23 protein-coding genes and 1 other RNA gene are annotated in these 23244 nt (G+C 54.3%); 14 read left to right on the forward strand and 10 right to left on the reverse strand.

Translation table 11 applies throughout. The annotated features are described in order from the left end of the window. Positions 1-526: 526 nt before the first annotated feature. The 3 genes from NTD86_RS02300 to NTD86_RS02310 form a co-directional block, all read right to left on the reverse strand. The gene (locus tag NTD86_RS02300) at positions 527-2185 is read right to left on the reverse strand and encodes a hypothetical protein (protein WP_262200546.1); all 1659 of its coding nucleotides are present in this window, start codon (positions 2183-2185) and stop codon (positions 527-529) included. Next, entirely contained in the window at positions 2133-3518 is a 1386-nt protein-coding gene (gene dcm / locus NTD86_RS02305) for a DNA cytosine methyltransferase (RefSeq protein ID WP_262200547.1), read from the reverse strand. Before dcm ends, NTD86_RS02300 begins: the two co-directional genes overlap by 53 nt. A 369-nt stretch (positions 3519-3887) precedes the next feature. Then, complete coding sequence (locus NTD86_RS02310) at positions 3888-4883, reverse strand: tyrosine-type recombinase/integrase (protein ID WP_262200548.1); 996 nt, start codon at positions 4881-4883, stop codon at positions 3888-3890. A gap of 167 nt (positions 4884-5050) precedes the next feature. Between NTD86_RS02310 and NTD86_RS02315 the strand changes: the two genes are divergently transcribed. Both NTD86_RS02315 and NTD86_RS02320 read left to right on the forward strand, forming a co-directional pair. Then, positions 5051-5695: an MBL fold metallo-hydrolase gene (locus tag NTD86_RS02315; protein ID WP_262200549.1), complete on the forward strand. Its 645-nt coding sequence runs from the start codon at positions 5051-5053 to the stop codon at positions 5693-5695. 103 nt (positions 5696-5798) lie between these two features. After that, complete coding sequence (locus NTD86_RS02320; RefSeq protein WP_262200550.1) at positions 5799-6515, forward strand: OmpA family protein; 717 nt, start codon at positions 5799-5801, stop codon at positions 6513-6515. A 106-nt stretch (positions 6516-6621) separates the two neighbouring features. Here the strand turns inward: NTD86_RS02320 and NTD86_RS02325 are convergent, their stop codons facing one another. Continuing rightward, on the reverse strand, positions 6622-7056 hold the full coding sequence (locus tag NTD86_RS02325; protein ID WP_262200551.1) for a YhcB family protein: 435 nt from the start codon (positions 7054-7056) through the stop codon (positions 6622-6624). A 139-nt stretch (positions 7057-7195) separates the two neighbouring features. Here NTD86_RS02325 and NTD86_RS02330 point away from each other — a divergent pair, with 139 nt between their 5' ends. The 3 genes from NTD86_RS02330 to zapE all read left to right on the forward strand — a co-directional run bounded on the left by NTD86_RS02330 (position 7196) and on the right by zapE (position 10396). Continuing rightward, positions 7196-7831: an alpha/beta hydrolase gene (locus NTD86_RS02330; protein WP_262200552.1), complete on the forward strand. Its 636-nt coding sequence runs from the start codon at positions 7196-7198 to the stop codon at positions 7829-7831. A 23-nt stretch (positions 7832-7854) separates the two neighbouring features. Further along, a complete protein-coding gene (locus NTD86_RS02335; RefSeq protein WP_262200553.1) occupies positions 7855-9210 on the forward strand; it encodes a tryptophan--tRNA ligase in 1356 nt (451 codons plus the stop codon). Positions 9211-9301: 91 nt separating this feature from the next. Then, positions 9302-10396, forward strand: a complete 1095-nt coding sequence (gene zapE / locus NTD86_RS02340; RefSeq protein ID WP_262200554.1) for a cell division protein ZapE — start codon at positions 9302-9304, stop codon at positions 10394-10396. Between the two features lie 81 nt (positions 10397-10477). On the opposite strand, the gene NTD86_RS02345 is transcribed toward zapE, so the two are convergent. Then, complete coding sequence (locus tag NTD86_RS02345) at positions 10478-11374, reverse strand: GlxA family transcriptional regulator (protein ID WP_262200631.1); 897 nt, start codon at positions 11372-11374, stop codon at positions 10478-10480. A 273-nt stretch (positions 11375-11647) separates the two neighbouring features. Continuing rightward, positions 11648-12688, reverse strand: coding sequence for an NADP(H)-dependent aldo-keto reductase (locus tag NTD86_RS02350; RefSeq protein ID WP_262200555.1), 1041 nt, complete (start codon positions 12686-12688; stop codon positions 11648-11650). Between the two features lie 246 nt (positions 12689-12934). Here NTD86_RS02350 and rplM point away from each other — a divergent pair, with 246 nt between their 5' ends. From rplM to NTD86_RS02385, 7 genes are all read left to right on the forward strand, one after another. Beyond that, the gene (gene rplM / locus NTD86_RS02355) at positions 12935-13363 is read left to right on the forward strand and encodes a 50S ribosomal protein L13 (RefSeq protein WP_262200556.1); all 429 of its coding nucleotides are present in this window, start codon (positions 12935-12937) and stop codon (positions 13361-13363) included. 14 nt (positions 13364-13377) lie between these two features. Beyond that, positions 13378-13770: a 30S ribosomal protein S9 gene (gene rpsI / locus NTD86_RS02360; protein WP_205889778.1), complete on the forward strand. Its 393-nt coding sequence runs from the start codon at positions 13378-13380 to the stop codon at positions 13768-13770. 256 nt (positions 13771-14026) lie between these two features. Then, positions 14027-14620 carry a ubiquinol-cytochrome c reductase iron-sulfur subunit gene (gene petA / locus NTD86_RS02365; protein WP_262200557.1) on the forward strand — a complete coding sequence of 198 codons (594 nt, stop codon included), beginning with the start codon at positions 14027-14029 and terminating at the stop codon, positions 14618-14620. After that, a complete protein-coding gene (locus NTD86_RS02370; protein ID WP_262200558.1) occupies positions 14620-15831 on the forward strand; it encodes a cytochrome b in 1212 nt (403 codons plus the stop codon). Before petA ends, NTD86_RS02370 begins: the two co-directional genes overlap by 1 nt. Next, a complete protein-coding gene (locus NTD86_RS02375) occupies positions 15831-16610 on the forward strand; it encodes a cytochrome c1 (protein WP_262200559.1) in 780 nt (259 codons plus the stop codon). Before NTD86_RS02370 ends, NTD86_RS02375 begins: the two co-directional genes overlap by 1 nt. A 183-nt stretch (positions 16611-16793) precedes the next feature. Continuing rightward, positions 16794-17411: a glutathione S-transferase N-terminal domain-containing protein gene (locus NTD86_RS02380; protein ID WP_048389907.1), complete on the forward strand. Its 618-nt coding sequence runs from the start codon at positions 16794-16796 to the stop codon at positions 17409-17411. 17 nt (positions 17412-17428) lie between these two features. Further along, a complete protein-coding gene (locus tag NTD86_RS02385) occupies positions 17429-17842 on the forward strand; it encodes a ClpXP protease specificity-enhancing factor (RefSeq protein ID WP_262200560.1) in 414 nt (137 codons plus the stop codon). Positions 17843-17965: 123 nt separating this feature from the next. Here the strand turns inward: NTD86_RS02385 and NTD86_RS02390 are convergent, their stop codons facing one another. From NTD86_RS02390 to NTD86_RS02405, 4 genes are all read right to left on the reverse strand, one after another. Next, positions 17966-18547 (reverse strand): BON domain-containing protein, encoded by a 582-nt coding sequence (locus NTD86_RS02390; RefSeq protein WP_262200561.1) that lies wholly within the window; start codon positions 18545-18547, stop codon positions 17966-17968. Next, the gene (locus tag NTD86_RS02395) at positions 18544-19137 is read right to left on the reverse strand and encodes a phosphoheptose isomerase (protein ID WP_048367201.1); all 594 of its coding nucleotides are present in this window, start codon (positions 19135-19137) and stop codon (positions 18544-18546) included. Before NTD86_RS02395 ends, NTD86_RS02390 begins: the two co-directional genes overlap by 4 nt. Before the next feature lie 136 nt (positions 19138-19273). Continuing rightward, complete coding sequence (locus tag NTD86_RS02400) at positions 19274-19636, reverse strand: YraN family protein (RefSeq protein WP_262200562.1); 363 nt, start codon at positions 19634-19636, stop codon at positions 19274-19276. Beyond that, a complete protein-coding gene (locus NTD86_RS02405; RefSeq protein WP_262200563.1) occupies positions 19636-21408 on the reverse strand; it encodes a penicillin-binding protein activator in 1773 nt (590 codons plus the stop codon). The genes NTD86_RS02400 and NTD86_RS02405 overlap by 1 nt, the downstream gene beginning before the upstream one ends. A 236-nt stretch (positions 21409-21644) precedes the next feature. Here NTD86_RS02405 and rsmI point away from each other — a divergent pair, with 236 nt between their 5' ends. Next, positions 21645-22499, forward strand: a complete 855-nt coding sequence (gene rsmI / locus NTD86_RS02410; RefSeq protein ID WP_262200632.1) for a 16S rRNA (cytidine(1402)-2'-O)-methyltransferase — start codon at positions 21645-21647, stop codon at positions 22497-22499. 131 nt (positions 22500-22630) lie between these two features. Next, positions 22631-22984, forward strand: an RNA gene (gene rnpB / locus NTD86_RS02415) — RNase P RNA component class A. Positions 22985-23244 lie beyond the last annotated feature (260 nt).

Raw genomic sequence — 23244 nt, forward strand, 5'->3', positions numbered from 1 at the left:
TCCCTCGGCGGCATAACCCCTAAACAGAAATTGGCCCTGGTGGCCTGACCTCTATTTTTGACGAGTATTAAAATGGGGGGATTACCATAGGGTGTGGTTTTGTTTGCTAAAACATTGCTAGCCTGGGTCACGTCAAAGAGATACGATCATTCGTAATTGCACTTCAAAGATTGGCGGCGTCACCGAAGCGGAGGATATATGTGTGACCGATCTCACGATAAAGTCATGGGCGAGTCTTATCGCCATCGACCTTTAGATGCTGTGGGAATGTTTAAAGCGTTATTGATTCAAGGCGGGACTCTTGGAGAGTGGCGCATATTCTTGCGTCATATTCGGATAGCATTGTGCAAACGATAACAAGATTTTTGTTGAAGATATTATCTCGAGACGCTGGATGGCGTCAGATTAGTAGGGGCCATTTAATTGATGCGGGAGAGTGGGTACATGTCTCGATGGAGCAAATCTTAATCTAACCGGTAAGCTCCTTGAAACTTACTGGTTAGATAATATTTGGGTGTGTGAAATATCAAATAGTTTTTATCTGGATTAGGCCGTTGCTGTTTAACCACCCGAGATCTAAACTAAATCGAGTTGCGCCTGAGTCTGTGGCGCCTAAAAGTCGTTCATAGATTCTTCCAAGGGCTGGTAATCCGACTCCCCGATCAGCTCCCACCCCCGGGGCAATTACAACAACAGAACCTCCAGTTCTCTGGAATCGTTCTCCTTCCACCACAATGATATCCAGCAACATTATACGTCTTGAATTGACAAGCAGTCTTGGTGAAATTTGGATGAGGCCAGAAGCTTGTAACATTAAGTTTTCTGCAATACAGAAATTATAACACCGTAAAATCTCTTCCTCTGAGTAGTCTTCATCAATCAAAATTAACCTTGCGCGCTCTAGCGATCCTTCAGCACGGAGTAGTGCATGCACAAAATCGAGAGGCGTTAAAAAGCCAATATTTTGTAACGCCCGGCGAAGTTTCACATGAGCCGTTCTTACTTGGATGAAGTCCGCGGTGGAGGGCATCTCAAGCATGTGCTTGAGATCTCGGTAAAGACTCGAGTAATAGCCCGCACCATCCAAGTACTCAACAAATAGTGCCCTTGGGTATATTGCTCTAGTCAATACTCTAGATGAACGTGTTTGATCAACGACCTTGTGAGAAACACTGCCTGAATCACCAGCGTAAAACTGTGCTTGAATAAAAATGCGCGGTGACCAGCCAGGTGTTCTATACGGCAATACAAAATCATATGCTCGCGTTTTAGTGGGATCGGCACTCAAGTCATCAATAATACGGCCCCCATTGTTATTCTCTTGTAGCTCAACGGCGGCCTCAATAAGATCGTCTCTTTGCAGGTCGCGACCACTAATTACTACGTCATCATTATTGAAATCAATACCGGATTTTAAGCCCCACGTTGTCATGCAGCGTCTGAGAATTTTCTCTGGCAGATGTCCACTCTGAGCTGCGACTGATCCGCGCACTTTAAAGGCAACGATAGGGGCCAGCAGCTTGCCTTCAAAGCCAGGGTTTCTTTCCTTTAGGGTAAAGTAACTAAATCCTAATGCCCAAAGTTGTTCAATGCTTCCATCGCTATTAAGTATACTATTGATGTAGCCCTTTAGAAGCCAAACTGCTTCGGATTCTAGGTCAATTGTTCCAGGATATCTCGCTCGAAGAACTAATGCTTCACCGATCAGCTTAGAGACTTTCTCCTGCTTAATTACTCGGCCTAGTTCTTCAAATTCAAAATTGACACGCCCATTTCCACGGCGGTTCACCATTGGGAAAACGGTTCTATTTTCGCTTTGAATTAGGTATACCGGAAATTGACACTTCATATTGTTATCAGACTTTCCAGTGACCAGGAAAAGCATTGATATCAATGAATCGAGTAGGTCAATTGCAGCAGTAAGTGATAATTCAATTGTCTCAAATTCAGCTATAATTCTCTCTACTTGGGCGATGCAATAGATTGCCATCTGCTCAGGGTTGCAATCTTCTACACGTTGAAAACCGTTGGTAGCGGCGCCGAGTGAATCTAGAATTAGGCTGATCTTTTCTAGTTCGCTGCGATAGGTTGCCGTGTCACTAACCTGCTGAATAGATGCAGTAATCCAATTTTCAAACTCGCTCAACTTCTCTTCTAGAGAAAGTTCTACTGATACCAGTTTCAATTTTCACTTCCTTGGACAAATACTTAAAAATTGCCTTTGCAAACGCGCGGCCCACTGGCGGTGATACAGCGTTACCTACAAGCCTATAACCATCCACAAGTTCGCGTTCGCTACTTCCAAAAGTAAACAGGAAATCGTCAGGGAATCCTTGAAGGCGGGCACACTCCCTCAAGGAAAAAGGACGATTTGCCTCCGGGTGAAGAAAATATCTCGGATTGTGAAAATTTGTCAGCACTGTAGAGGAGGGAGAGTCCCAGTCTGGTCGCTTGTATAAGCCTGAGCAAAACATTGCCCCTTTTAAGTCAAACTTTCCTTCGACTTCTTTGAGGTAGCCTTTAGTCATAAGGCTATCTATATGGCGGCTTACTGATTTTATCCCAGAAAGTTCTTTTATGACTTCGACTGAAAGAGGGTTGCCATTTGGAATGGATCCATATTTTTTATGGCGCCTATTCTTCCCGATTGTCTCGAGAATATTTCTTTCTGTGTCGTTGATGTGGCCGAAGTATTCTGGTATGTCCCAGGTATAAACAGACGTCGGGGAGTGCCTAACATTACAAAGTTTCTGACCAGGTCCAATTTTTGCGAAAATAGAACTCCATGCATCATTCCATGCATATGTGACCCTGTGGTCCGCAATCTTAGAGTCTAGCTGAATTAAATCCCCTATAGACTCTCGGATAGTCCTCGCCGGTAGCAGGGTTTGCTTATCCTGAGAGAAAAGATCCCCGAGGTCCGCAATCGCTGCTTCACCGTTTCGGCTCTGGCTTAAATGTGTAAATTCGGGCCAATTAAAGTCATCAAATAAAAGATCATCCCTAATCCCAATAAAGTATATTCTTCTTCTATGTTGGGGGACCCCGAATCCAACGGAATCAAACAGCCGATACTCAACTCTATAACCAATATCTTTAAAGTCTCTGACTATGGCTTCTAGGTACGCGCCTTTAAAGTTTTGCGATAATCCGTCGACATTTTCTGCGAGAAACAATTTCGGTTTTAATCTATTTACGGCTGAATGCATTTCCAGATACAGCAGGTTTCGTATGTCATCATGTTTTTTTGGTCCAGCCTTCGAGAACCCTTGGCATGGGAATCCTCCAAGAATGATGTCGCACGAACCAATAGATTTCATTTCAGCATGGAATTCATCAGAGGTGACGTCTCTAACATACGCCCTCTCGTCAATATTTTTTTTATAAACCGCCACAGCTGCAGGGTCATTATCACAAGCGTAAATCAAATCGTAATCCAGTTCTTTAAACCCGACATCAAGCCCGCCGCACCCAGCAAAAAGGCTTACAACGGTTGGTTTTTGAACTAAACTATTCATGATCACTTCGCTGCGCAATATAAACAAAAAAATAAATTCCCGCATTTTATCACGTGTCAAATGACTAGGCAAGATCATGATTAGGCTTGATTATTATAATAGGCTTCCGGCTCGCGAAGAGCATACGACATTGGTATGCAAACTTTTGAACAGTGGAGGTAAGTTTCAGTTGAAAAGCATTGTAAGTAAAACTGGACTCACAAAAACCCAGGTTTTATGCACTTTGCAAGCACTTGTTAATCATAAGATAGTATCTTTTTCTGCTGTTGGAAAAACAAAATTTTACTTCATAGAGTCTGATATGTGAGCAGGCATTTACTTTGAAATAATAATCGTCTGTTCGAAGTGAGGTTATGATTTATAGTGAACTTATTTTAGTTTTTTTGCTAGGTCTTCTGTCCGAGGATGGTAGTAGCGCATTAGCATGCGTGAGTCTTGGTGTCCTGTAATTTTCGTTAATTCATGCAGCGGGAATATTTCAGCAAGTCGGGAAGTTGCTTCGTGCCTCAGATCATGAAATCTAAGGTCCGTCAGGAAAAGATCATCTTCAATTTTTTTCTGGAGTTTATTTTTTTTCTTCCCCTCATTTCCCCAATGTTTTTCTAGGCCTTTTTCATAGGCCATTCGAGCGTTGTTCAATGCTTCCATAAAAGCTTTGGTGATGGTGTCTGGTTGGCTTTTGAATAGCCGGCCATCATCCCGCGAGGGCTGTTTTTTTAGGATTTCAACGGCAACGCTAGAAAGCGGAACTCCGCGAGCGGAGCCGTTTTTGGTGAGTGGGAGGATGGCTGTTCTCTTCTCGAGATTTACATTGGACCTCAGTAGTCCTGCAATTTCGCTTCGGCGCATAGCTGTCTCTACTGCAAACTTGACTATCTTTGGAAGCTCAGTCGAGCGGCAGTGGCGGTAGAGCATTTCCAGTTCGTCCAGGTGCTCGCAGACTAGACCGTCGTTTGTGAGTGTCCAGACGTCCGCGCTGAGCACACGTCTCTTCCTTGCGTCAGTAACAGTGGGCTGCCGGATCAGCTCGACTGGGTTGATCAGGGATTCCATCCGCCATTCTTTACGAGCGATGGTGAACACATGCGAAATCAAGGCGAGTTCACGTCGCACTGTGGATGCCGCCAGTCCCTCTTCGAGGCGTTTGTCGCGATACGCCGCCATATCGGACCCGCGGATACTGGCAAGTGAGCGAAGCGCGAGCGGATGGCGTTGCATTGCGAGGATACGTGACAGCTCGGACGCACTGCTGCGTTTTTTGCTCGTAACCTCCGTTGCATACAACTCTAGTGCGCTGGCGAAGGAGGTCGCCTCCGCTTCGTTCCGGCTGACGAACACACCAGCATCCATTTCGCGCTCAATCATGGTCGCCCAGGTTTTTGCTTCGAGTTGGGTATTGAATGTACGTGTCTGTTGGGGCCACCCTTTGCGTCTGATTTGGGCGTGCCATTGGTGGGGGCCTTTCTTCCTAAACGTCGCCATCGCTTTTCACACTGTGCCAAAATTGTGCCATCAACTTTACAGGAACACCCATGGAAGCCGCAAACCCCTTGCTTATCCGCGAAACCTTCCCCGTCGGCCCTTTGCAGTGCAACTGCACGATCATTGGTGATCCGATCACTAAAAAAGCCATTGTGGTGGATCCGGGCGGCGATCATGAGGGAATTCTCGCGCGACTGAAGAAGCACGGGCTGCGGCTGGTGAGCATCATCCACACCCATGCGCACCTGGATCACTTTTTAGCGTCGGGCCAGTTGAAGGAGAAAACCGGTGCAACCCTGCACTTGCACAAGGAGGACCAGTTTTTGTGGGACAACCTTGAGATGCAATGCAGCCTGTTCGGCGTGCCGTATACGCCTGTACCGCCGCCAGATCGCTGGTTGGCCGATGACGAAGAGCTGGCCTGCGGCTGCGGTGTGGCCCTGCACACGCCCGGGCATACGCCCGGTTCCATGAGTTTTTGGTTTTCTGAGGCTAAGCTGTTGATCGCGGGTGACACGCTGTTTCGTCGCGGGGTAGGGCGTACGGACTTATGGGGTGGCGATCAAGCCACTATTGTCCGCTCGATCAAGCAACGTCTGTATACGCTGGACGAGGACGCTACCGTGGTGACCGGGCATGGTCCTGACACGCGTCTTGGCGATGAAATGCGTGAGAACCCGTTTGTTCGCGCTTAAACAAGATGTAATGGAATTTTTACCGTTGGTCGTGTTCCAACGAACCGCAGAGGTCTATTGCCAACGGCCTTTGTCCCCAGAAAGATTGAGTAGGAGCTTCACCATGTTCATCTCGCGTCGTTTGATTGTGGCTGCAAGTGCAATTGCCTTGTTGGCCGGCTGCGCCTCTCCCAACCCTTATGACAACCAGGGCCAGGCCTCTTCGGGCATGAGCAATACTGCTAAATACGGTGGTCTCGGTGCCTTGGCTGGTGCTGTTGCAGGTGCTGCCATTGACCACAACAACCGTGGCAAGGGCGCATTGATCGGCGCTGCGGTGGCGGGTCTGGGGGCTGCGGGCTATGGCTATTACGCTGACAAGCAAGAAGCCGCGCTGCGCGCCAGCATGGCTAACACAGGCGTTGAGGTTCAGCGTCAGGGCGACAACATTACGCTAGTGATGCCGGGCAACATTACGTTTGCCACCAGCTCGGCGAATATTGCGCCAAGCTTCTATCAGCCGCTTAACAGCCTGGCCAACTCGCTGAAGCAGTTGAACAACCAGCAGCAAATCCAAATCGTGGGTTACACCGATAGCACCGGTAACAGCGCTTTCAACCAGCAGCTGTCGCAACAACGTGCGCAGAGCGTAGCGACCTACCTGACCTCGCAGGGCGTCAGTGGCCAGTACCTGTCGGTGATTGGTAAAGGCCCGGCCGACCCGATTGCCAGCAACGCCACCCCTGATGGCCGCGCTCAGAACCGTCGTGTTCAGATCACCCTGGCGCCGATCCCGGGTATGAACTACCAGCAACAGGGTCAGGTGCAGCAGTACCCGTAACTCGACAGTGAGGCCGCAGCTCTCGGCGGCGGCTCCAGCGTCCATAAAAAAGCCCCGCGATCGTTGCTGATCGCGGGGCTTTTTGTTGAGCGTTTGGCTGGATGAATTACTTCTTCAGGCCGTAATGCTCGTCCAGCATGCCGGGGGCGTTCGGGCTTTTTGGCGCGTAATCCTTTGGCGGCTCGGAACTGTGCGGCGGGGTCAGGCGCTCGCGGTGCGGTTGTGGTGCCTCGGAGTGCAGGGCCGCCAGCAGGCGCTGACGTGTCAGTTCGTCCAGTGCCAGGCTGTTGGCGCCTTCAGCGAGGTGATCTTGCACTTCCTGGTAGCTCTGGGTGAGTTTCTTCACCAGATGGGCCGTGGTGTTGAAGTGGGTTACTACTTCACTTTGATAGTGATCAAAACGTTCCTGGATGTCGTCCAGCTGACGCTGCGTGCGATTAGGCGCGGCGTTCGGCAGCAGACGAGCGACCAGAAAACCAATGGCGACACCGGCAACCAGGGCTAGGGTCGGCAACAACCAAATTAAGAGCGAGTGTTCCACGAGTCCTTCCTCTATAAACGGCTTTGCTTTACGTTAACGGCTCGGACCTGCGCTGTATACCGCGATCCACTCGCAAATATGTCAGACAGAATCTATCAGCTAGACGTGTCGACCCACTTTGAGGTCACGGAGTTCCTTCTTGCTTACCCGCGAAACCCCCGTACTGATTGATGGCCCCGTTGGCCAATTGGAAGCTTTATACCTCGATTCTGCTGAGCCGCGCGGCCTTGCGTTGCTGTGCCATCCCAACCCGGTACAGGGTGGGACGATGCTGAATAAAGTGGTGTCGACCCTGCAACGCACCGCCCGCGATGCTGGTCTTGTTACGTTGCGATTTAATTACCGCGGCGTAGGTGCCAGTGCCGGCAGTCACGACATGGGTACTGGCGAAGTCGAAGATGCTCTGGCAGCCGCCCGCTGGTTGCGCGCCCAATACCCTGAGTTGCCATTGACCTTGCTGGGCTTTTCGTTCGGCGGCTTTGTCGCGGCCAGCCTGGGCGGGCAACTTGAAGCGCAAGGTGCCAAGCTTTCGGGGCTGTTCATGGTGGCGCCGGCGGTGATGCGTTTGCTTGAGCAATACCCGCTGCCAGCGTCGTGTCCGATCACGGTTATCCAGCCCGAAACTGACGAAGTCATTGATCCGCAACTGGTATATAACTGGTCAAACGATCTCTCACGCCCCCATGAGCTGCTGAAAGTGGCAGAATGCGGTCACTTTTTTCACGGCAAGCTGCCCGAACTCAAAGAGTTGGTAGCGCCACGCCTTTTGAATTGATACAGCCTGATAAGCGATTACCCATGACCACTCGTACTCGTATCCTCACCGGTATCACCACCACCGGCACACCGCATCTGGGCAACTATGCCGGTGCTATCCGCCCGGCAATCCTTGCCAGCCGTGACAGTAATGCCGACTCGTTTTACTTTTTGGCCGACTACCACGCCTTGATCAAATGTGATGACCCGCAGCGCATTCAGCGTTCGCGCCAGGAAATCGCAGCAACCTGGCTGGCGGGTGGTCTGGATGTTGAGCGAGTGACGTTTTATCGCCAATCCGACATCCCGGAAATCCCGCAATTGGCCTGGTTTCTGACCTGTGTAGCGGCCAAGGGGCTGTTGAACCGGGCGCATGCGTACAAGGCCTCGGTGGACAAGAACCTGGAAAACGGTGAAGACCCGGATGCAGGCATCACCATGGGCCTGTACAGCTACCCGGTGTTGATGGCCGCGGACATCTTGATGTTCAACGCGCACAAGGTGCCGGTGGGTCGTGACCAGATCCAGCATGTTGAAATGGCCCGAGATATCGGCCAGCGCTTTAACCACTTGTTCGGCAATGGCAAAGAGTTCTTCGCCATGCCTGAAGCATTGATTGAAGAAAGCGTGGCGACCTTGCCTGGCCTTGACGGTCGCAAGATGTCAAAGAGCTACGACAACACCATTCCGTTGTTCACCAGCGCCAAAGACATGAAAAGCGCGATTTCGCGGATCGTGACCGACTCCCGTGCACCGGGCGAAGCCAAAGATCCGGACAACTCGCACTTGTTCACCTTGTATCAGGCATTCTCGACGCCTGAGCAGTCGGCTGAGTTCCGCAGCGAATTGTTGCAGGGCTTGGGCTGGGGTGAGGCTAAAGACCGCCTGTTCAAGCTGCTGGACGCTGAGTTGGGCGAGGCACGCGAGCGCTATCACGACCTGATGTCGCGCCCTGCAGACATGGAAGACATTCTTCAAGCCGGCGCACAAAAAGCCCGTGCTATCGCGACGCCGTTTTTGGGTGAGTTGCGTGAAGCGGTGGGCCTGCGTTCGTTTGAGAGCGCTGCACAAAGCTCGGCGGCAACCAAAAAGAAAGCCGCCAAGGGCCCGCGCTTTGTGAGCTTCCGTGATGAAGACGGCAGCTTCCGTTTCCGTCTGTTGAGCGCAGATGGCGAGCAATTGTTGCTGTCACGCAGCTTCGCCGATGGCAAAGCGGCAGGTCAGGTGACCAAGCAATTGCAAGCGGGTGAGGCGCTGGATGTACGCGCTGACGGTTTAAGTTTCAGCGTTTGGCTTGACGGTGCGAGTGTTGCCGACAGCCCGGCATTTGCCGATAACGCAGCACGTGATGCGGCAATCGAAGCGCTGCGCTTGGCCTTGGTGCCTGCGCAAGACTGACAAACTGCGACGTTTCGTCCCAGGTTTGATTGCCATTCCCCCGGGCCGTCGCTAAAGTGTCGGCCCGTTTTTGTTGCCCAGCTAGCGAATTATGACGCCTCTAGAACGATATCAAGCTGATCTGAAACGCCCGGACTTCTTCCACGATGCCGCGCAGGAAAACGCTGTGCGTCACCTGCAGCGTCTCTATGACGACTTGGTCGCGTCTTCGCAGAGCAAGCCTGGCCTGCTGGGCAAACTGTTCGGCAAAAAAGAGCCTGCGCTGGTCAAAGGCCTGTATTTCTGGGGCGGTGTAGGTCGCGGCAAGACGTACCTGGTTGACACCTTCTTTGACGCTTTGCCGTTCAAAGAGAAGGTACGTACCCACTTCCACCGCTTCATGAAGCGTGTGCACGAAGAAATGCGCACCCTCAATGGTGAGAAGAACCCGCTGACCATTATCGCCAAGCGCTTTGCTGATGAAGCACGAGTGATCTGTTTCGACGAATTCTTTGTGTCGGACATTACCGACGCGATGATTCTCGGCACCTTGATGGAAGAGCTGTTCAAGAACGGCGTGACCCTGGTGGCGACCTCCAACATCGTGCCTGACGGTCTGTACAAAGATGGTCTGCAGCGTGCCCGTTTCTTGCCAGCCATTGCGCTGATCAAGCAGAACACCGAGATCGTCAACGTCGACAGCGGCGTGGATTACCGTTTGCGCCACCTGGAGCAAGCCGAGCTTTACCACTTCCCGCTCAATGAAGCTTCTGAAGCCTGCCTGCGCGAAAGCTTCAAGGCGCTGACACACAACTCGACCCGCACGGTTGAAAACGATGATCTGATCATCGAGAACCGGACGATTCGTGCATTGCGCACCTGCGATGATGTGGCCTGGTTTGATTTTCGCGAGCTGTGTGACGGCCCGCGCAGCCAGAACGACTACATCGAACTGGGCAAGATCTTCAACGCTGTGATCCTCAGCGGTGTTGAGCAAATGGAAGTTAAAACCGACGACATCGCCCGTCGTTTCATCAACATGGTCGACGAGTTCTACGACCGTGGTGTCAAGTTGATCATCTCGGCCGAGGTCGAACTCAAGGACCTCTATACCGGTGGTCGTTTGAGCTTCGAGTTCCAGCGTACGCTGAGCCGCCTGCTCGAGATGCAATCCCACGAATACCTGACTCGGGCGCATAAGCCCTAAGTGATTGCCTGGCTCTGGGCTTGGCTCGCGATCTTTCAATAATCATAAGATCGCGAGCCAAGCTCCTAAAAGGGCGGGAGATCAGGCGGCTTGCTGGAACTGTTGCCGGTATTGATTGGGTGACAGTTCGGTGTGCTGGCGAAACAGCCTTGCAAAGAAGCTGGCGTCGTCGTAGCCCACGTCGTAGCTGATGGTCTTGATGCTTTTACGGGTGGCAGACAGCAGGCCCTTGGCGGTTTCTATGCGCAAGCGCTGCAGATAGTGCAGCGGCTTGTCGCCGGTGGCGATCTGGAAGCGACGCATGAAATTGCGGATGCTCATACCGTGTTCGCGGGCCACATCTTCAAAGCGGAACTTGTCGGCAAAGTGCTCTTCGAGCCAGTGCTGGATCTGCAAGATAATCACGTCTTGATGCAGCTTTTGCCCGCCGAAGCCAATGCGCCCCGGTGAGTAATTGCGCTGCACCTCATACAAAATGTCGCGGGCCACGGCCTGGGCGATGTTCGCGCCGCAGAAACGCTCAATCAGATAAATGTACAGGTCACACGCCGAAGTCGGGCCGCCAGCACAGTAGAGATTGTCGGCGTCGGTGAGGTGTTTGTCCTGATTGAGGTTCACCTGTGGGAAGCGTTCGGCGAAAGTGTTGAAAAATCGCCAATACGTTGTGGCTTCCTTGCCGTCGAGCAACCCGGCCTCTGCCAGCCAGAACACGCCGGTCGCTGCCGCGCACAACACAGCCCCTCGCGCATGTTGCTCGCGCAACCATGGCATTACCTGCGGGTAACGCTCGCAGAGGGTGTCAAAGTCACCCCAGAAGGCGGGGAGGATGATGATGTCTGCGTCATCGAGGCCGCCGTCCACTGGTAGCGTTACATTGCTGAAACTGCCCACAGGCTGGTTGTCGGGGCTGACAAGACGGGTTTCGAAGCTGGCATTGAAGCCTTGGCCCAATTGTTTGCCATGGCGCAGGCTGGCCAGGTGAAAAAAATCCTTGGCCTGCATCAGGGTCGAGGCGAACACCTGATCCGTGGCCAAAACGCTGACGCGCCGCAGGGGCGTGGAGAGTTGAGTAGACATGATTCGATTATTCTTATAGGTGAAATTGGTCAACTTACGGCTGGATCGTCTTATGTTTTTTCCTGTGTGTCTAGGGGAAGAGGAGTGAAGCCGCTGTGTAGGGGTGAGCTTGCCTCGCGATCTTTTAAAGATCAAAAGATCGCGAGACAAGCTCGCTTGTACAGGGGGATTGGGTCACGGTGCCGGGTTTGGTTGCTCTTTATGAATGGCTTCAATGCCTTCGAGCACTTCGTGCGACAGCTTCAGATCGGCGCTGGCGATGTTGCTTTTGAGTTGCTCCATTGTCGTGGCGCCAATGATGTTGCTGGTCACGAACGGTTGCTGGGTGACATAGGCCAGGGCCATTTGTGCCGGGTCCAGCCCGTGTTCGCGAGCCAGGGCGACGTAGCGCTCGCAGGCGGCAACCGATTGCGGATTGGAGTAACGCGCGAAACGGCTGTAGAGGCTCAGGCGGCCTTTTTCCGGGCGGGCGCCACCGCCGTATTTGCCGGTCAGCATGCCGAAGGCCAGAGGCGAGTAAGCCAGCAGCCCGCATTGTTCGCGAATGGCAATTTCCGCCAGGCCCACTTCAAAGCTGCGGTTAAGCAGGTTATAGGGGTTCTGGATCGACACAGCCCGCGGCCAGCCGCGGCTCTCGGCCAGTTGCAGGAACTTCATGGTCGCCCATGGGGTTTCGTTGGACAGGCCTATGTGGCGAATTTTGCCGGCCTTGACCTGCTCATCCAGGGCTTCGAGGGTGTCTTCCAGTGGGGTAAAGTCTTCATCGGCCTTGTGTGTGTAGCCCAGTTGGCCAAAAAAGTTGGTGCTGCGCTCGGGCCAGTGCAACTGGTACAGATCGATCCAGTCGGTTTGCAGGCGCTTGAGGCTGGCGTCCAGCGCTTGAACGATGTGGGTGCGGTTGTGTTTGAGGTTGCCATCACGGATGTAGTCGATGGTGTTGCCAGGGCCGGCAATTTTGCTGGCCAGTACCCAGTCGGCGCGATCGCCACGGGCTTTGAACCAATTGCCGATGTAGCGCTCGGTGGTGGCGTAGGTTTCGGCTTTGGGAGGGACCGGGTACATCTCGGCGGTGTCGAGGAAGTTGATGCCGGCGCTTTTCGCGTAAGCAATTTGCTCAAAGGCTTCGTCTTGGGTGTTCTGCTCACCCCAGGTCATGGTGCCGAGGGCAATGGCACTGACGTTGAGGTTGCTGCGGCCTAGCTGGCGGTAGTCCATCGGTGACTCCTTCGGGGAAAGAATCATAAAAGCAGGTTGTAATTTTTTGCGCAATCTGGATAATCGTCGACCTCTTTCTGCAGTGGAAGTGATGCCCCGCCTGCCGAAGAATCTTGCCGTTGAACGGACGCGCTGACCCGAGCCCCCGATAGCGTCTGTATCCGGCTGCCTTTGACTTGTCAAAGTACGCACTATTCAGTAAGATCCGCCGTCTAATTTACAGGGCGGCCCCTGAGGCTATAAAGAATGAAAACTTTTACTGCTAAACCAGAAACAGTAAAGCGCGACTGGTTTGTCGTCGACGCTGCTGGTCAGACCCTGGGTCGTCTGGCCACCGAGATCGCAAGCCGTCTGCGTGGTAAGCACAAGCCTGAATACACTCCGCACGTTGACACCGGTGACTACATCGTTGTTATCAACGCTGAGCAGATTCGTGTCACTGGTGCTAAGACCTCTGACAAGATGTACTACTCTCACTCCGGTTTCCCGGGCGGGATTAAGTCGATCAACTTCGAAAAGCTGATCGTCAAAGCTCCTGAGCGCGTGATCGAGACCGCGGTTAAAGGCATGCTGCCTAAGAACCCGCTGGGTCGCGACATGTACCGTAAGCTGAAAGTCTATGCGGGCGCTGCTCACCCTCATACTGCTCAGCAGCCCCAAGAACTGAAGTTTTAACGGAATAGTTCATTATGTCGGCGACTCAAAACTACGGCACTGGCCGTCGTAAGACTGCAACCGCACGCGTTTTCCTGCGTCCGGGCACTGGTAACATCTCTATCAACAACCGTTCCCTGGACAACTTCTTCGGCCGCGAAACTGCCCGCATGGTAGTTCGTCAGCCGCTGGAACTGACCGAGACTGTTGAGAAATTCGACATCTACGTTACCGTTATCGGTGGCGGTGTAAGTGGTCAAGCTGGCGCAATCCGCCACGGTATCACTCGCGCTCTGATGGACTACGACGAGACTCTGCGTAGCGCTCTGCGTAAAGCAGGTTACGTAACTCGCGATGCTCGTGAAGTTGAACGTAAGAAAGTCGGTCTGCGTAAAGCGCGTAAGCGTCCGCAGTACTCGAAGCGTTAATTCGCAGCTTCGTTCAAAAAAAGCCCAGCCTCCTCACGGAGCTGGGCTTTTTTTATGGCTCCACAAAAGTCTGTGTGACAACGTGCCACATCCGCCGAATCCTTGTGCTGCAAGGGCTGCAGCCGGCTCCTCCCGGTAATTACCTTGTTTTAGTAGGGTCTTTTCATTACCATTCGGCAAAATTTTTATAAAGATTAGTTTGCTACTTACTAGATGCCTGTTTTAACAGGTCGCAAAGCTGATGGGAGAGGACGGAATGAGCAAAGTCGACGTTAATGTCGGTCGGCGTCGTTTCCTCGTGGCAGCCACATCCGTGGTGGGAGCTGCAGGGGCGGTAGGGGCGGCGGTCCCGTTCGTGGGGTCGTGGTTCCCCAGTGCCAAGGCCAAGGCGGCTGGCGCGCCGGTGAAGGTCAATATTGCCAAGGTCGAGCCGGGCCAGCAGATGGTTGCAGAGTGGCGGGGGCAGCCGGTGTTCATTGTCCGTCGCACTGAGGAAATCCTGGCCAACCTGAAGAAAATTGATGATCGGCTCGCTGATCCGGACTCCCAGCAATCAGATCAACCGACCTACGTAAACCCTGAGTTACGCTCGATCAAGCCCGAAATCCTGCTGGTGATCGGCATCTGTACTCACTTGGGCTGCTCACCTACTTTCCGTCCTGAAGTGGCCCCTGCCGACCTTGGCAAGGACTGGGTCGGGGGGTATTTCTGCCCCTGTCATGGTTCGCACTATGATTTGGCGGGGCGTGTCTATAAGGCCCAGCCAGCCCCGTTAAATCTGCCTGTACCGCCTTACTACTATGAGTCGGACAACATTATTGTCGTTGGCCTGGATAGGGAGACTGCGTAATGAGCAAGTTCATGGATTGGATTGATGCTCGCTTCCCGGCCACCAAAATGTGGGAAGACCACCTCAGCAAGTATTACGCGCCAAAGAACTTCAACTTCCTGTATTTCTTTGGTTCTCTCGCTCTCGTGGTGCTGGTCAACCAGATCGTCACGGGCGTGTGGCTGACCATGAGTTACACGCCGACGGCAGAGGACGCATTTGCCTCGGTCGAATACATCATGCGTGATGTCGAATACGGTTCGATTCTGCGCCTGCTGCACTCCACGGGCGCGTCTGCGTTCTTTATCGTGGTGTATCTGCATATGTTCCGTGGCTTGCTCTACGGCTCTTATCAGAAGCCGCGCGAGCTGGTGTGGTTGTTTGGCATGATGATTTACCTGGCCCTGATGGCAGAGGCGTTCATGGGCTATCTGTTGCCTTGGGGGCAGATGTCCTACTGGGGCGCGCAGGTGATTATCTCGCTGTTCGGCGCGATCCCGGTGATCGGCAACGACCTGACGCAATGGATTCGCGGTGACTACCTGATTTCCGGGATCACCCTGAACCGCTTTTTCGCGTTGCACGTTGTCGCGTTGCCCATCGTGATCTTGGGCTTGGTGGTGCTGCACATCCTGGCCCTGCACGAAGTCGGCTCGAACAACCCTGACGGGATCGATATCAAGAAGTACAAGGACGAAAACGGCATCCCGCTGGACGGCATTCCATTCCACCCGTACTACACCGTGAAAGACATTGTCGGCGTAGTGGTGTTCTTGTTTATCTTCTGTTCGATTGTGTTCTTCTTCCCCGAAATGGGGGGTTACTTCCTCGAAAAGCCTAACTTCGAGCAAGCCAACGCCTTCAAGACCCCGGAGCATATTGCCCCCGTCTGGTACTTCACGCCGTTCTACGCGATCTTGCGGGCGATCCCCGACAAGCTCATGGGCGTGATCGCCATGGGCGCTGCGATTGCAGTGCTGTTTGTATTGCCTTGGCTGGACCGCAGTCCGGTGAAATCCATGCGCTACAAAGGCTGGATGAGCAAGGTCTGGTTGTGGGTGTTCTGTGTATCGTTCGTGACCCTGGGCGTGCTGGGTGTCTTGTCGCCTACGCCTGAGCGTACGTTGCTGTCGCAGGTGTGTACGTTCCTGTACTTCGCCTACTTCATTCTGATGCCGTTCTACACCCGGCTCGAGAAGACCAAACCGGTTCCGGAAAGGGTGACAGGCTGATGAAAAAGTTATTTGCCGTAGTAATGCTCGCAATGATGCCCGTGCTGTCTTTTGCCTCCGAGCAGGGCGTCCAGCTGGACAAGGTTGATATCGACGTCTCAGACAAGGCGGCACTGCAAGATGGTGCGCGTACTTTTGCCAACTATTGCATGGGTTGCCACAGCGCCAAGTTTCAGCGCTACGAGCGGGTGGCAGACGATTTGGGAATTCCTCATGACGTCATGCTCAACAATCTGGTGTTCACAGGTGCCAAGATTGGCGATCACATGAACATCGGTATGCAGCCTGAAGACGCCAAAGCGTGGTTTGGTGCGGCGCCGCCCGACTTGACTCTGGTGGCTCGCGTGCGGGGTACAGACTGGCTCTACAGCTACCTGCGTTCGTTCTATGAAGACCCGTCGCGCCCTTGGGGTGTGAACAATACCGTCTTCCCTAACGTGGGCATGCCGAACGTTCTTGCGCCACTGCAAGGGCGTCAAGTTATCGGTTGCAAGCAAGTACAGATCGTCGAAGACGGCAAGAAGCAGTATGATCCGCTCACCGGCACGCCTTTGACACATGAAGCGTGCGACCAGCTGACAGTGTTGCCCAAGACCGGCGCACTGACTGAAGAGCAGTTCGACGAGAAGATCCAGAACCTTGTGACCTTCCTGGCTTATTCGGCCAACCCGGTGAAGCTGGAACATCAGCGCATCGGGACTTACGTGCTGCTCTATCTGGCCTTCTTCTTTGTCTTCGCGTATCTGCTCAAGCGCGAATACTGGAAGGATGTGCACTGATACCATTACATGCATTGCTGTTAATCGTGCGCGCCCAAGGGTGTCTCTAAAAGGTAACAGTGCAGGACTCGGCGAAGGTGTGGTCTATAAGGCCTGCCTTCGCGGTTCTGCTGTTATGGGAGGCATTCTTGGGCGCGTTCGTTTTTCCGCTCCTGATAATTTCAACAAGCGAGGAGGACCGCCATGGGCGTGACCAATCGGTTGGCCTGTTACTCCGACCCCGCCGACCACTATTCCCACCGAGTACGCATTGTGCTCGCCGAGAAAGGTGTCAGCGCCGAGATCATCAGTGTGGTGGCGGGTCGTCATCCGCCAAAACTGATCGAAGTGAACCCGTACGGCAGCCTGCCAACCCTGGTCGATCGTGACCTGGCGTTGTGGGAGTCGACGGTGGTGATGGAGTATCTGGATGAGCGTTATCCGCATCCGCCGCTGTTACCGGTGTATCCGGTAGCGCGGGCCAACAGCCGTCTGCTGATGCACCGGATCCAGCGTGACTGGTGCAATCTGGTCGACCTGATCCTTGATTCGCGTACCAAGGAGCCTGCTCGCGTGCAGGCGCGTAAGGAGTTGCGCGAGAGTCTGACGGGTGTCTCGGCATTGTTTGCAGACAAACCTTTTTTTCTGAGTGATGAGCAAAGTCTGGTCGACTGCTGTCTATTACCGATACTCTGGCGCCTGCCTGTTTTGGGTATTGAGTTGCCGCGGCCTGCCAAGCCGCTGCTTGACTATATGGAGCGCCAATTTGCGCGTGAGGCTTTCCAGGCAAGCTTGTCTGGTGTCGAACGCGACATGCGCTAAGGCTTTAGGAGCCCTTGATGAATTCAAGTCGACCTTATCTGGTGCGTGCGCTCTATGAGTGGATTGTGGACAACGATTGCACTCCGCACTTGCTGGTTAAATCGGACTATCCGAAGGTGCAGGTCCCTCAGGGATTTGCCAGTGATGGACAGATTGTCCTGAACGTATCACCAAGCGCCGTGCGTAATTTGCACATGGACAACGAAGCGGTCAGCTTTGACGGGCGTTTTGGCGGTGTGCCACACACGTTGTACGTGCCGATTGCAGCCATTCTGGGCATTTATGCACGGGAAAATGGCCAAGGCATGATGTTTGATCTCGAAGAAGCGTTTGAGGTGGAAGACGAAATCGAGCCGGACGACGACACTCCGCCACCAGGCACCGAGCCACCGCGACCCAGCGGACGGCCAAGTCTCAAAGTGGTTAAGTGACAAAAAAGGCGACCTGAAAAGGTCGCCTTTTTTTATGCCGGTTGAACCGTCCTGTAGGAGCGAGCTTGCCTCGCGATCTATTGTTCTTAAAAGATCGCGAGGCAAGCTCACTCCTACAAGTAGTTAGTCGATGTACTCAAAGAGTTTGACGATTTTCTGTACGCCAGACACACCTTGCACCAGGTTGGTCGCGCGGGCGGCTTCTTGCTTGGTCACCAGACCCAGCAGGTAGACGATACCGTTCTCGGTCACCACTTTGATGCGCGAGCCTGGGATGGCGCCGTCAGTCAGCATCTGGGTTTTGATCTTGGTGGTCAGCCACGCATCGTTGTTACGCGCCAGGATCGAAGAGGGCGCCATCACTTGCAGTTCGTTGTTGACCTTCTTCACGCGCTGTACAGATGCCGCAGCTTGTTCCGCCTGGGCTTTGAGGTCGGCGCGTGGCGTCTGGCCAGCCAGCAGCACGATGCCGTTGTAGCTGGTAACTACGATGTGCGAGCCGTTGTCCAGGTCTGGGTTGGCCTTGGCGACGTTGACCGCAACCTTGGTTTCGATCAGCGAATCGTCGATCTTGCTGCCAAAGGTTCGGGTGCCGCGATCGTCTTCGATCGGTGTATCACGGGTAGCGGTCAGTACTGAGCTGCAACCAGCGGTCAGGCCCAGGCACAACGTCAAGGCTACTAGGCTAAAGCGCTTAAAAGTCATTCTTCACTCCCGAACAGTTGGCTGTCGATCAGATCGCACAGGCAGTGGATCGCCAGCAGGTGGACTTCTTGAATACGTGCAGTGACAGTGGATGGAACGCGGATCTCCACGTCCTCAGGCAGCAGCAGCGAGGCCATGCCGCCGCCGTCGCGACCCGTCAGGGCGACCACGATCATTTCGCGGTCATGCGCTGCCTGAATGGCCTGGATGATGTTGGCCGAGTTGCCGCTGGTGGAGATCGCCAGCAGGACATCGCCGGGTTGGCCGAGGGCGCGGATTTGTTTGGAGAACACCTCGTTGAAGGTGTAGTCGTTGGCGATCGAGGTGATTGTCGAGCTGTCGGTGGTCAGTGCAATAGCAGGCAGGCTGGGACGCTCGCGCTCAAAGCGGTTGAGCAGCTCGGACGAAAAGTGCTGGGCGTCGCCGGCTGAGCCGCCGTTGCCGCACGAAAGCATCTTGCCTTCGTTGAGCAGCGCATTGACCATCACTTGGCTGGCCAGCTCGATGTGGGGGGCAAGAACCGCCATCGCCTGCTGCTTGGTGTCGATACTGGCCTGGAAAAGCTGGCGAATCCGGGATTGCATGTCCATCTATGTGACCTTAATTAGGGCGGCTGGTCGGGCGTGATCCAGGTGTTCCTGAGTGACTTCCCGGCACAAAAATGTGCAGCCCGCAAAGCAAAGCAAAATCGTTCAAAAAGGGGGCTGAAATCGGCCCTGCAGCGTTTCAGCTGTCAAAGGCATTCCGTAGCCAGTTCAAGTGAGGTGTTGCGCTATCCATGGCGACTACGTCGAATCGGCAGGGGTGGTTGGCCCAGCGTGATTCACGTTGCAAGAAGAACTGGGCGGCCAGTATCAGCTTTTGACGCTTGCGTGCGTCAACGCTGGCTAGCGCGCCTCCCCATTGCGCATGTTGTCGGTAACGAACTTCGACGAATACTACTGTATCGCCGTCAAGCATGACCAGATCCAGCTCGCCGCGCTTGCAAGACCAGTTTTGCGCCAGCAAGCGTAAACCGTGTCGCTCAAGATGCCGCAGCGCAGTGCGCTCGGCATCTTTGCCTGTTTGCAGGCTTGAGCGATCGAGCATCAGTTAGGGGTGTCGGGCAGGCGTTGAACCTGACCGTTAACGAACTCCGCCCACGGCATCTGACGTTGAATGTGCTGGGTCGAGTCCATGCTGAGGCTGCCGGACAAGCCGTCGATCCGGTTTTCGGGCAGTGCTTTCAACTGGCCCAGTCGGGACGATAATTCAAACGCATCCACGCCCATGGCATACAGGCGGCCCAGGCTGCCCCCGGCTTGTGGCCATTGTGCGGCCACTTGCTGACGCAGTGGGTTGGCCGTATCGAGTAGCCAAGGGGTTTCGCAGAAGCGAATGCCGTTCATGTCGTTGTACTGGTTTTGATCACCGCTGGCGCTGAACACGTGAGAGGTGGCGTAAACCGGGATGTCACCCGCGTACTGATAGTTCAGCGTGGGCTTGATCTGTTGCGCTTGCTGTGGGGTGGCAGCCAGGAAGATGAACTCCATGTCCTGGCGACGCGATGGCTGGCCGGAGCCGCCTACGTTGCGCAGTTGCACCAGATCAGCAACTTGCTGGGCCAGGGCGACAGGTTTGTCGATGTGCTCGACGCCGACGATAGTGCCGCCGTTAGCTTCCCATTCCTGGCGGAAGGCTTTGAGTACGCGGTCGCCCCATTCGCCCTGCGGCACCATGGCACCTGCACGGGTCAGGCCGTCGGCATGGGCGCGGCGCGCGACTTCGCGAGCCTCGTCTTCAGCCGCCAGGCCAAACTGGAACAGTTGTGCCGGGCCTTGGCCGCCTTCGCTGTAGTTCAGCGCCAGCGTGGTAATAGGCAGTTGCTGGTGCACGTTCAATTGCTTGACCAGCGACTTCTCCAGCGGGCCTACCACCAGTTGCACGCCATCGGCCTGCGCCTTGCGGTAGAAGTCATCCAGTGAAGTCAGGCGCGAGCTGTCGTAGAACTGGATAGCCGGCGGGTTTTGACCCGCTTGCTGGGCTTGATAGTAAGCCGCCATGAAGCCGTCGCGCAGTGCTTTGCTGACGGAGGCCAGTTGGCCGTCTTGAGGCAGCAGCAGGCCGATCTTGGTCAGCGGCTGGCTGGCCAGTTCCTTAAGTTTGATCAGGGTGGCTGGCAGTTGGATGGCGGCCGGGTGCGCAGGGTTTTGCGCGCGCCATTGATCAATGGCGCTCTGTTGTTCTTGCAGGCTGCTGGCGCTCTTGATGGCGAGGGCCAAGGACATCCAGCCACCCAGTACGCCAGGCTCGGGCGTACGCAGTTGGTCGGCCGGCAATGCGGCAACCAGAGCCCAGATTGCCTCGTTATTGCTGTTGGCGGCTTCGCCGGTCAGGCTCTGGCCCATGATCACGCGTTCACGAGCGGCGGCCAGTGCCTGGCCGTCAGCCTCCAGTGCCTGTGCGCGAACCTTGTGGGTGCGCACCTGCAAGTCGGCTGGCATTTCATCCAGGCGCGAAACGCTCGGATGATTCAAGGCGGCCAGCGCTTCTTTGGGCTGGTTGCGACTCATCGCCAGCTCGGCGGCCAAGGTGCTGGCAAAGACCTGTTGCGCAGGTTTGAGCTGATCCAGCGGCACTTGCGCCAGAATTTGAGCGGCGCGTTGGTTGTTATGTTGGCGTATGGCCAAGTCGGTGGCAGACAGGCGCAGCAGCGCTGCCTTGGCCGGGTCCTTGCTCGTAGAAGCCTCTTGCAACAGCTGTTCAAGGCTGGCGTCAGGCGTGCGTGGGAGTTCGCCAAGGCTGGATGAGGGCGAGCTGGCGCAAGCAGCGAGCAAGGCAGCGAGGCAGAGGGCAGTGAACAGCCGCAGGCAAGCGATCATGTAGTGTTCCTGATACTCGATCAAATGAGTGGCGAAGTGTACCCAAGCGCTGGCCGGGACGCGATCTTACTGGTGATAAAGCTTAACTTTAGATGAGTTCTGCCCACTGCGATGCAGAGTGTTTTGCCGATTGCGTCTTTTGAACGCGCCTTTAAGGGTGCGTCCGGCAAGGCTCTACGCGCTACAATGGCGCCTTTAACTCTCATGAGGTGCGCGTTTTGACTGCTCCAGGTGCTTTGAATTCCGTTGTCGGCTCACTTTATGTGGTGGCCACGCCCATCGGTAACCTGGACGACATCAGTGCGCGTGCGCTCAAAGTGTTGCGCGAGGTATCGCTGATCGCGGCCGAAGACACGCGTCACTCGCTGCGTTTGATGCAGCATTTTGGTATCGCGACGCCACTGGGTGCCTGTCACGAGCATAACGAACGGGATGAAGGTAATCGTTTCATTCAGCGCTTGCTCGCCGGAGAGGATGTGGCATTGATCTCCGACGCGGGGACACCGCTGATCTCTGATCCGGGCTACCACTTGGTGCGCCAGGCGCGTGCAGCCGGCGTCAAGGTGGTGCCGGTACCGGGAGCGTGCGCCTTGATTGCCGCATTGTCGGCGGCGGGCTTGCCCTCTGATCGCTTTATCTTCGAAGGATTCTTGCCCGCCAAGGCTGTCGGTCGCCGTTCGCGTCTGGAGTTATTAAAGGAAGAGCCGCGGACCCTGATTTTCTATGAGGCGCCGCACCGCATCCTCGAGTGCCTGCAAGACATGGAATCGGTGTTTGGCGCTGATCGCCCGGCATTGCTGGCGCGAGAATTGACCAAGACTTTTGAAACCCTCAAGGGGCTGCCTTTGGCGGAACTGCGCGCTTTTGTTGAAGCAGACAGTAATCAGCAGCGCGGAGAGTGTGTCGTGCTGGTGGCAGGCTGGACCGCTCCGCAAACGGATCAGGCCGTCAGCAGCGAGGCGATGCGTATTCTTGATTTGCTGCTAAAAGAGATGCCGCTCAAACGTGCCGCAGCATTAGCCGCTGAAATAACCGGCGAACGCAAGAATGTGTTGTATCAAGTTGCTCTTGAGAAGCAGAAAGCAGAGTAATGAGTAGTGGCACTTGGCCTTTGTTTTAAAGTGGAGTCTTTTAATAAAGGCGCTGAAGTACGATTGTCCGACGCGATCCATTGCTTTTAAAGCTTGTTCTATACGCTGCGTACAGTTAACCTTCGCGCCGGAGAGTCGATTGGACAGTCGCTGCCCTCTATGAAAATTAGAGGGGGGAGGAAAGTCCGGGCTCCATAGGGCGAAGTGCCAGGTAATGCCTGGGAGGCGTGAGCCTACGGAAAGTGCCACAGAAAACAACCGCCTAAGCGCTTCGGCGCCGGTAAGGGTGAAAAGGTGCGGTAAGAGCGCACCGCACGACTGGCAACAGTTCGTGGCTAGGTAAACCCCACTTGGAGCAAGACCAAATAGGGTCCCAAGGCGTGGCCCGCGCTGGGACCGGGTAGGTTGCTAAAGATGTCCAGTGATGGCCATCGTAGACGAATGACTGTTCACGACAGAACCCGGCTTACAGATCGACTCTCCACCTTTTTCTCCTGCTTGTTTCGCAAGCAGAATGCATTCAAAAATGCCCGCCCCACCCCCTCGCTTTACTTACATGAATAACCGCTCATCTTAATGTCAAAAAAAGCTTGCTCTTAAGAAATCACTTTAAGTTTGAAGTCCTGTGCTTTGAATTAGCTGCGTATCGCTCGCTCAAAAAACCTCTTCCTTAGTGCTGTACGTCTATTTACCCGCCTAAATCTCCGTAATGTAAGGATTTTCCTTCAGGCCGCGCCTTGACGGT

This window comes from Pseudomonas sp. 7P_10.2_Bac1, assembly GCF_025465935.1.
Classification (GTDB): Bacteria; Pseudomonadota; Gammaproteobacteria; order Pseudomonadales; family Pseudomonadaceae; genus Aquipseudomonas.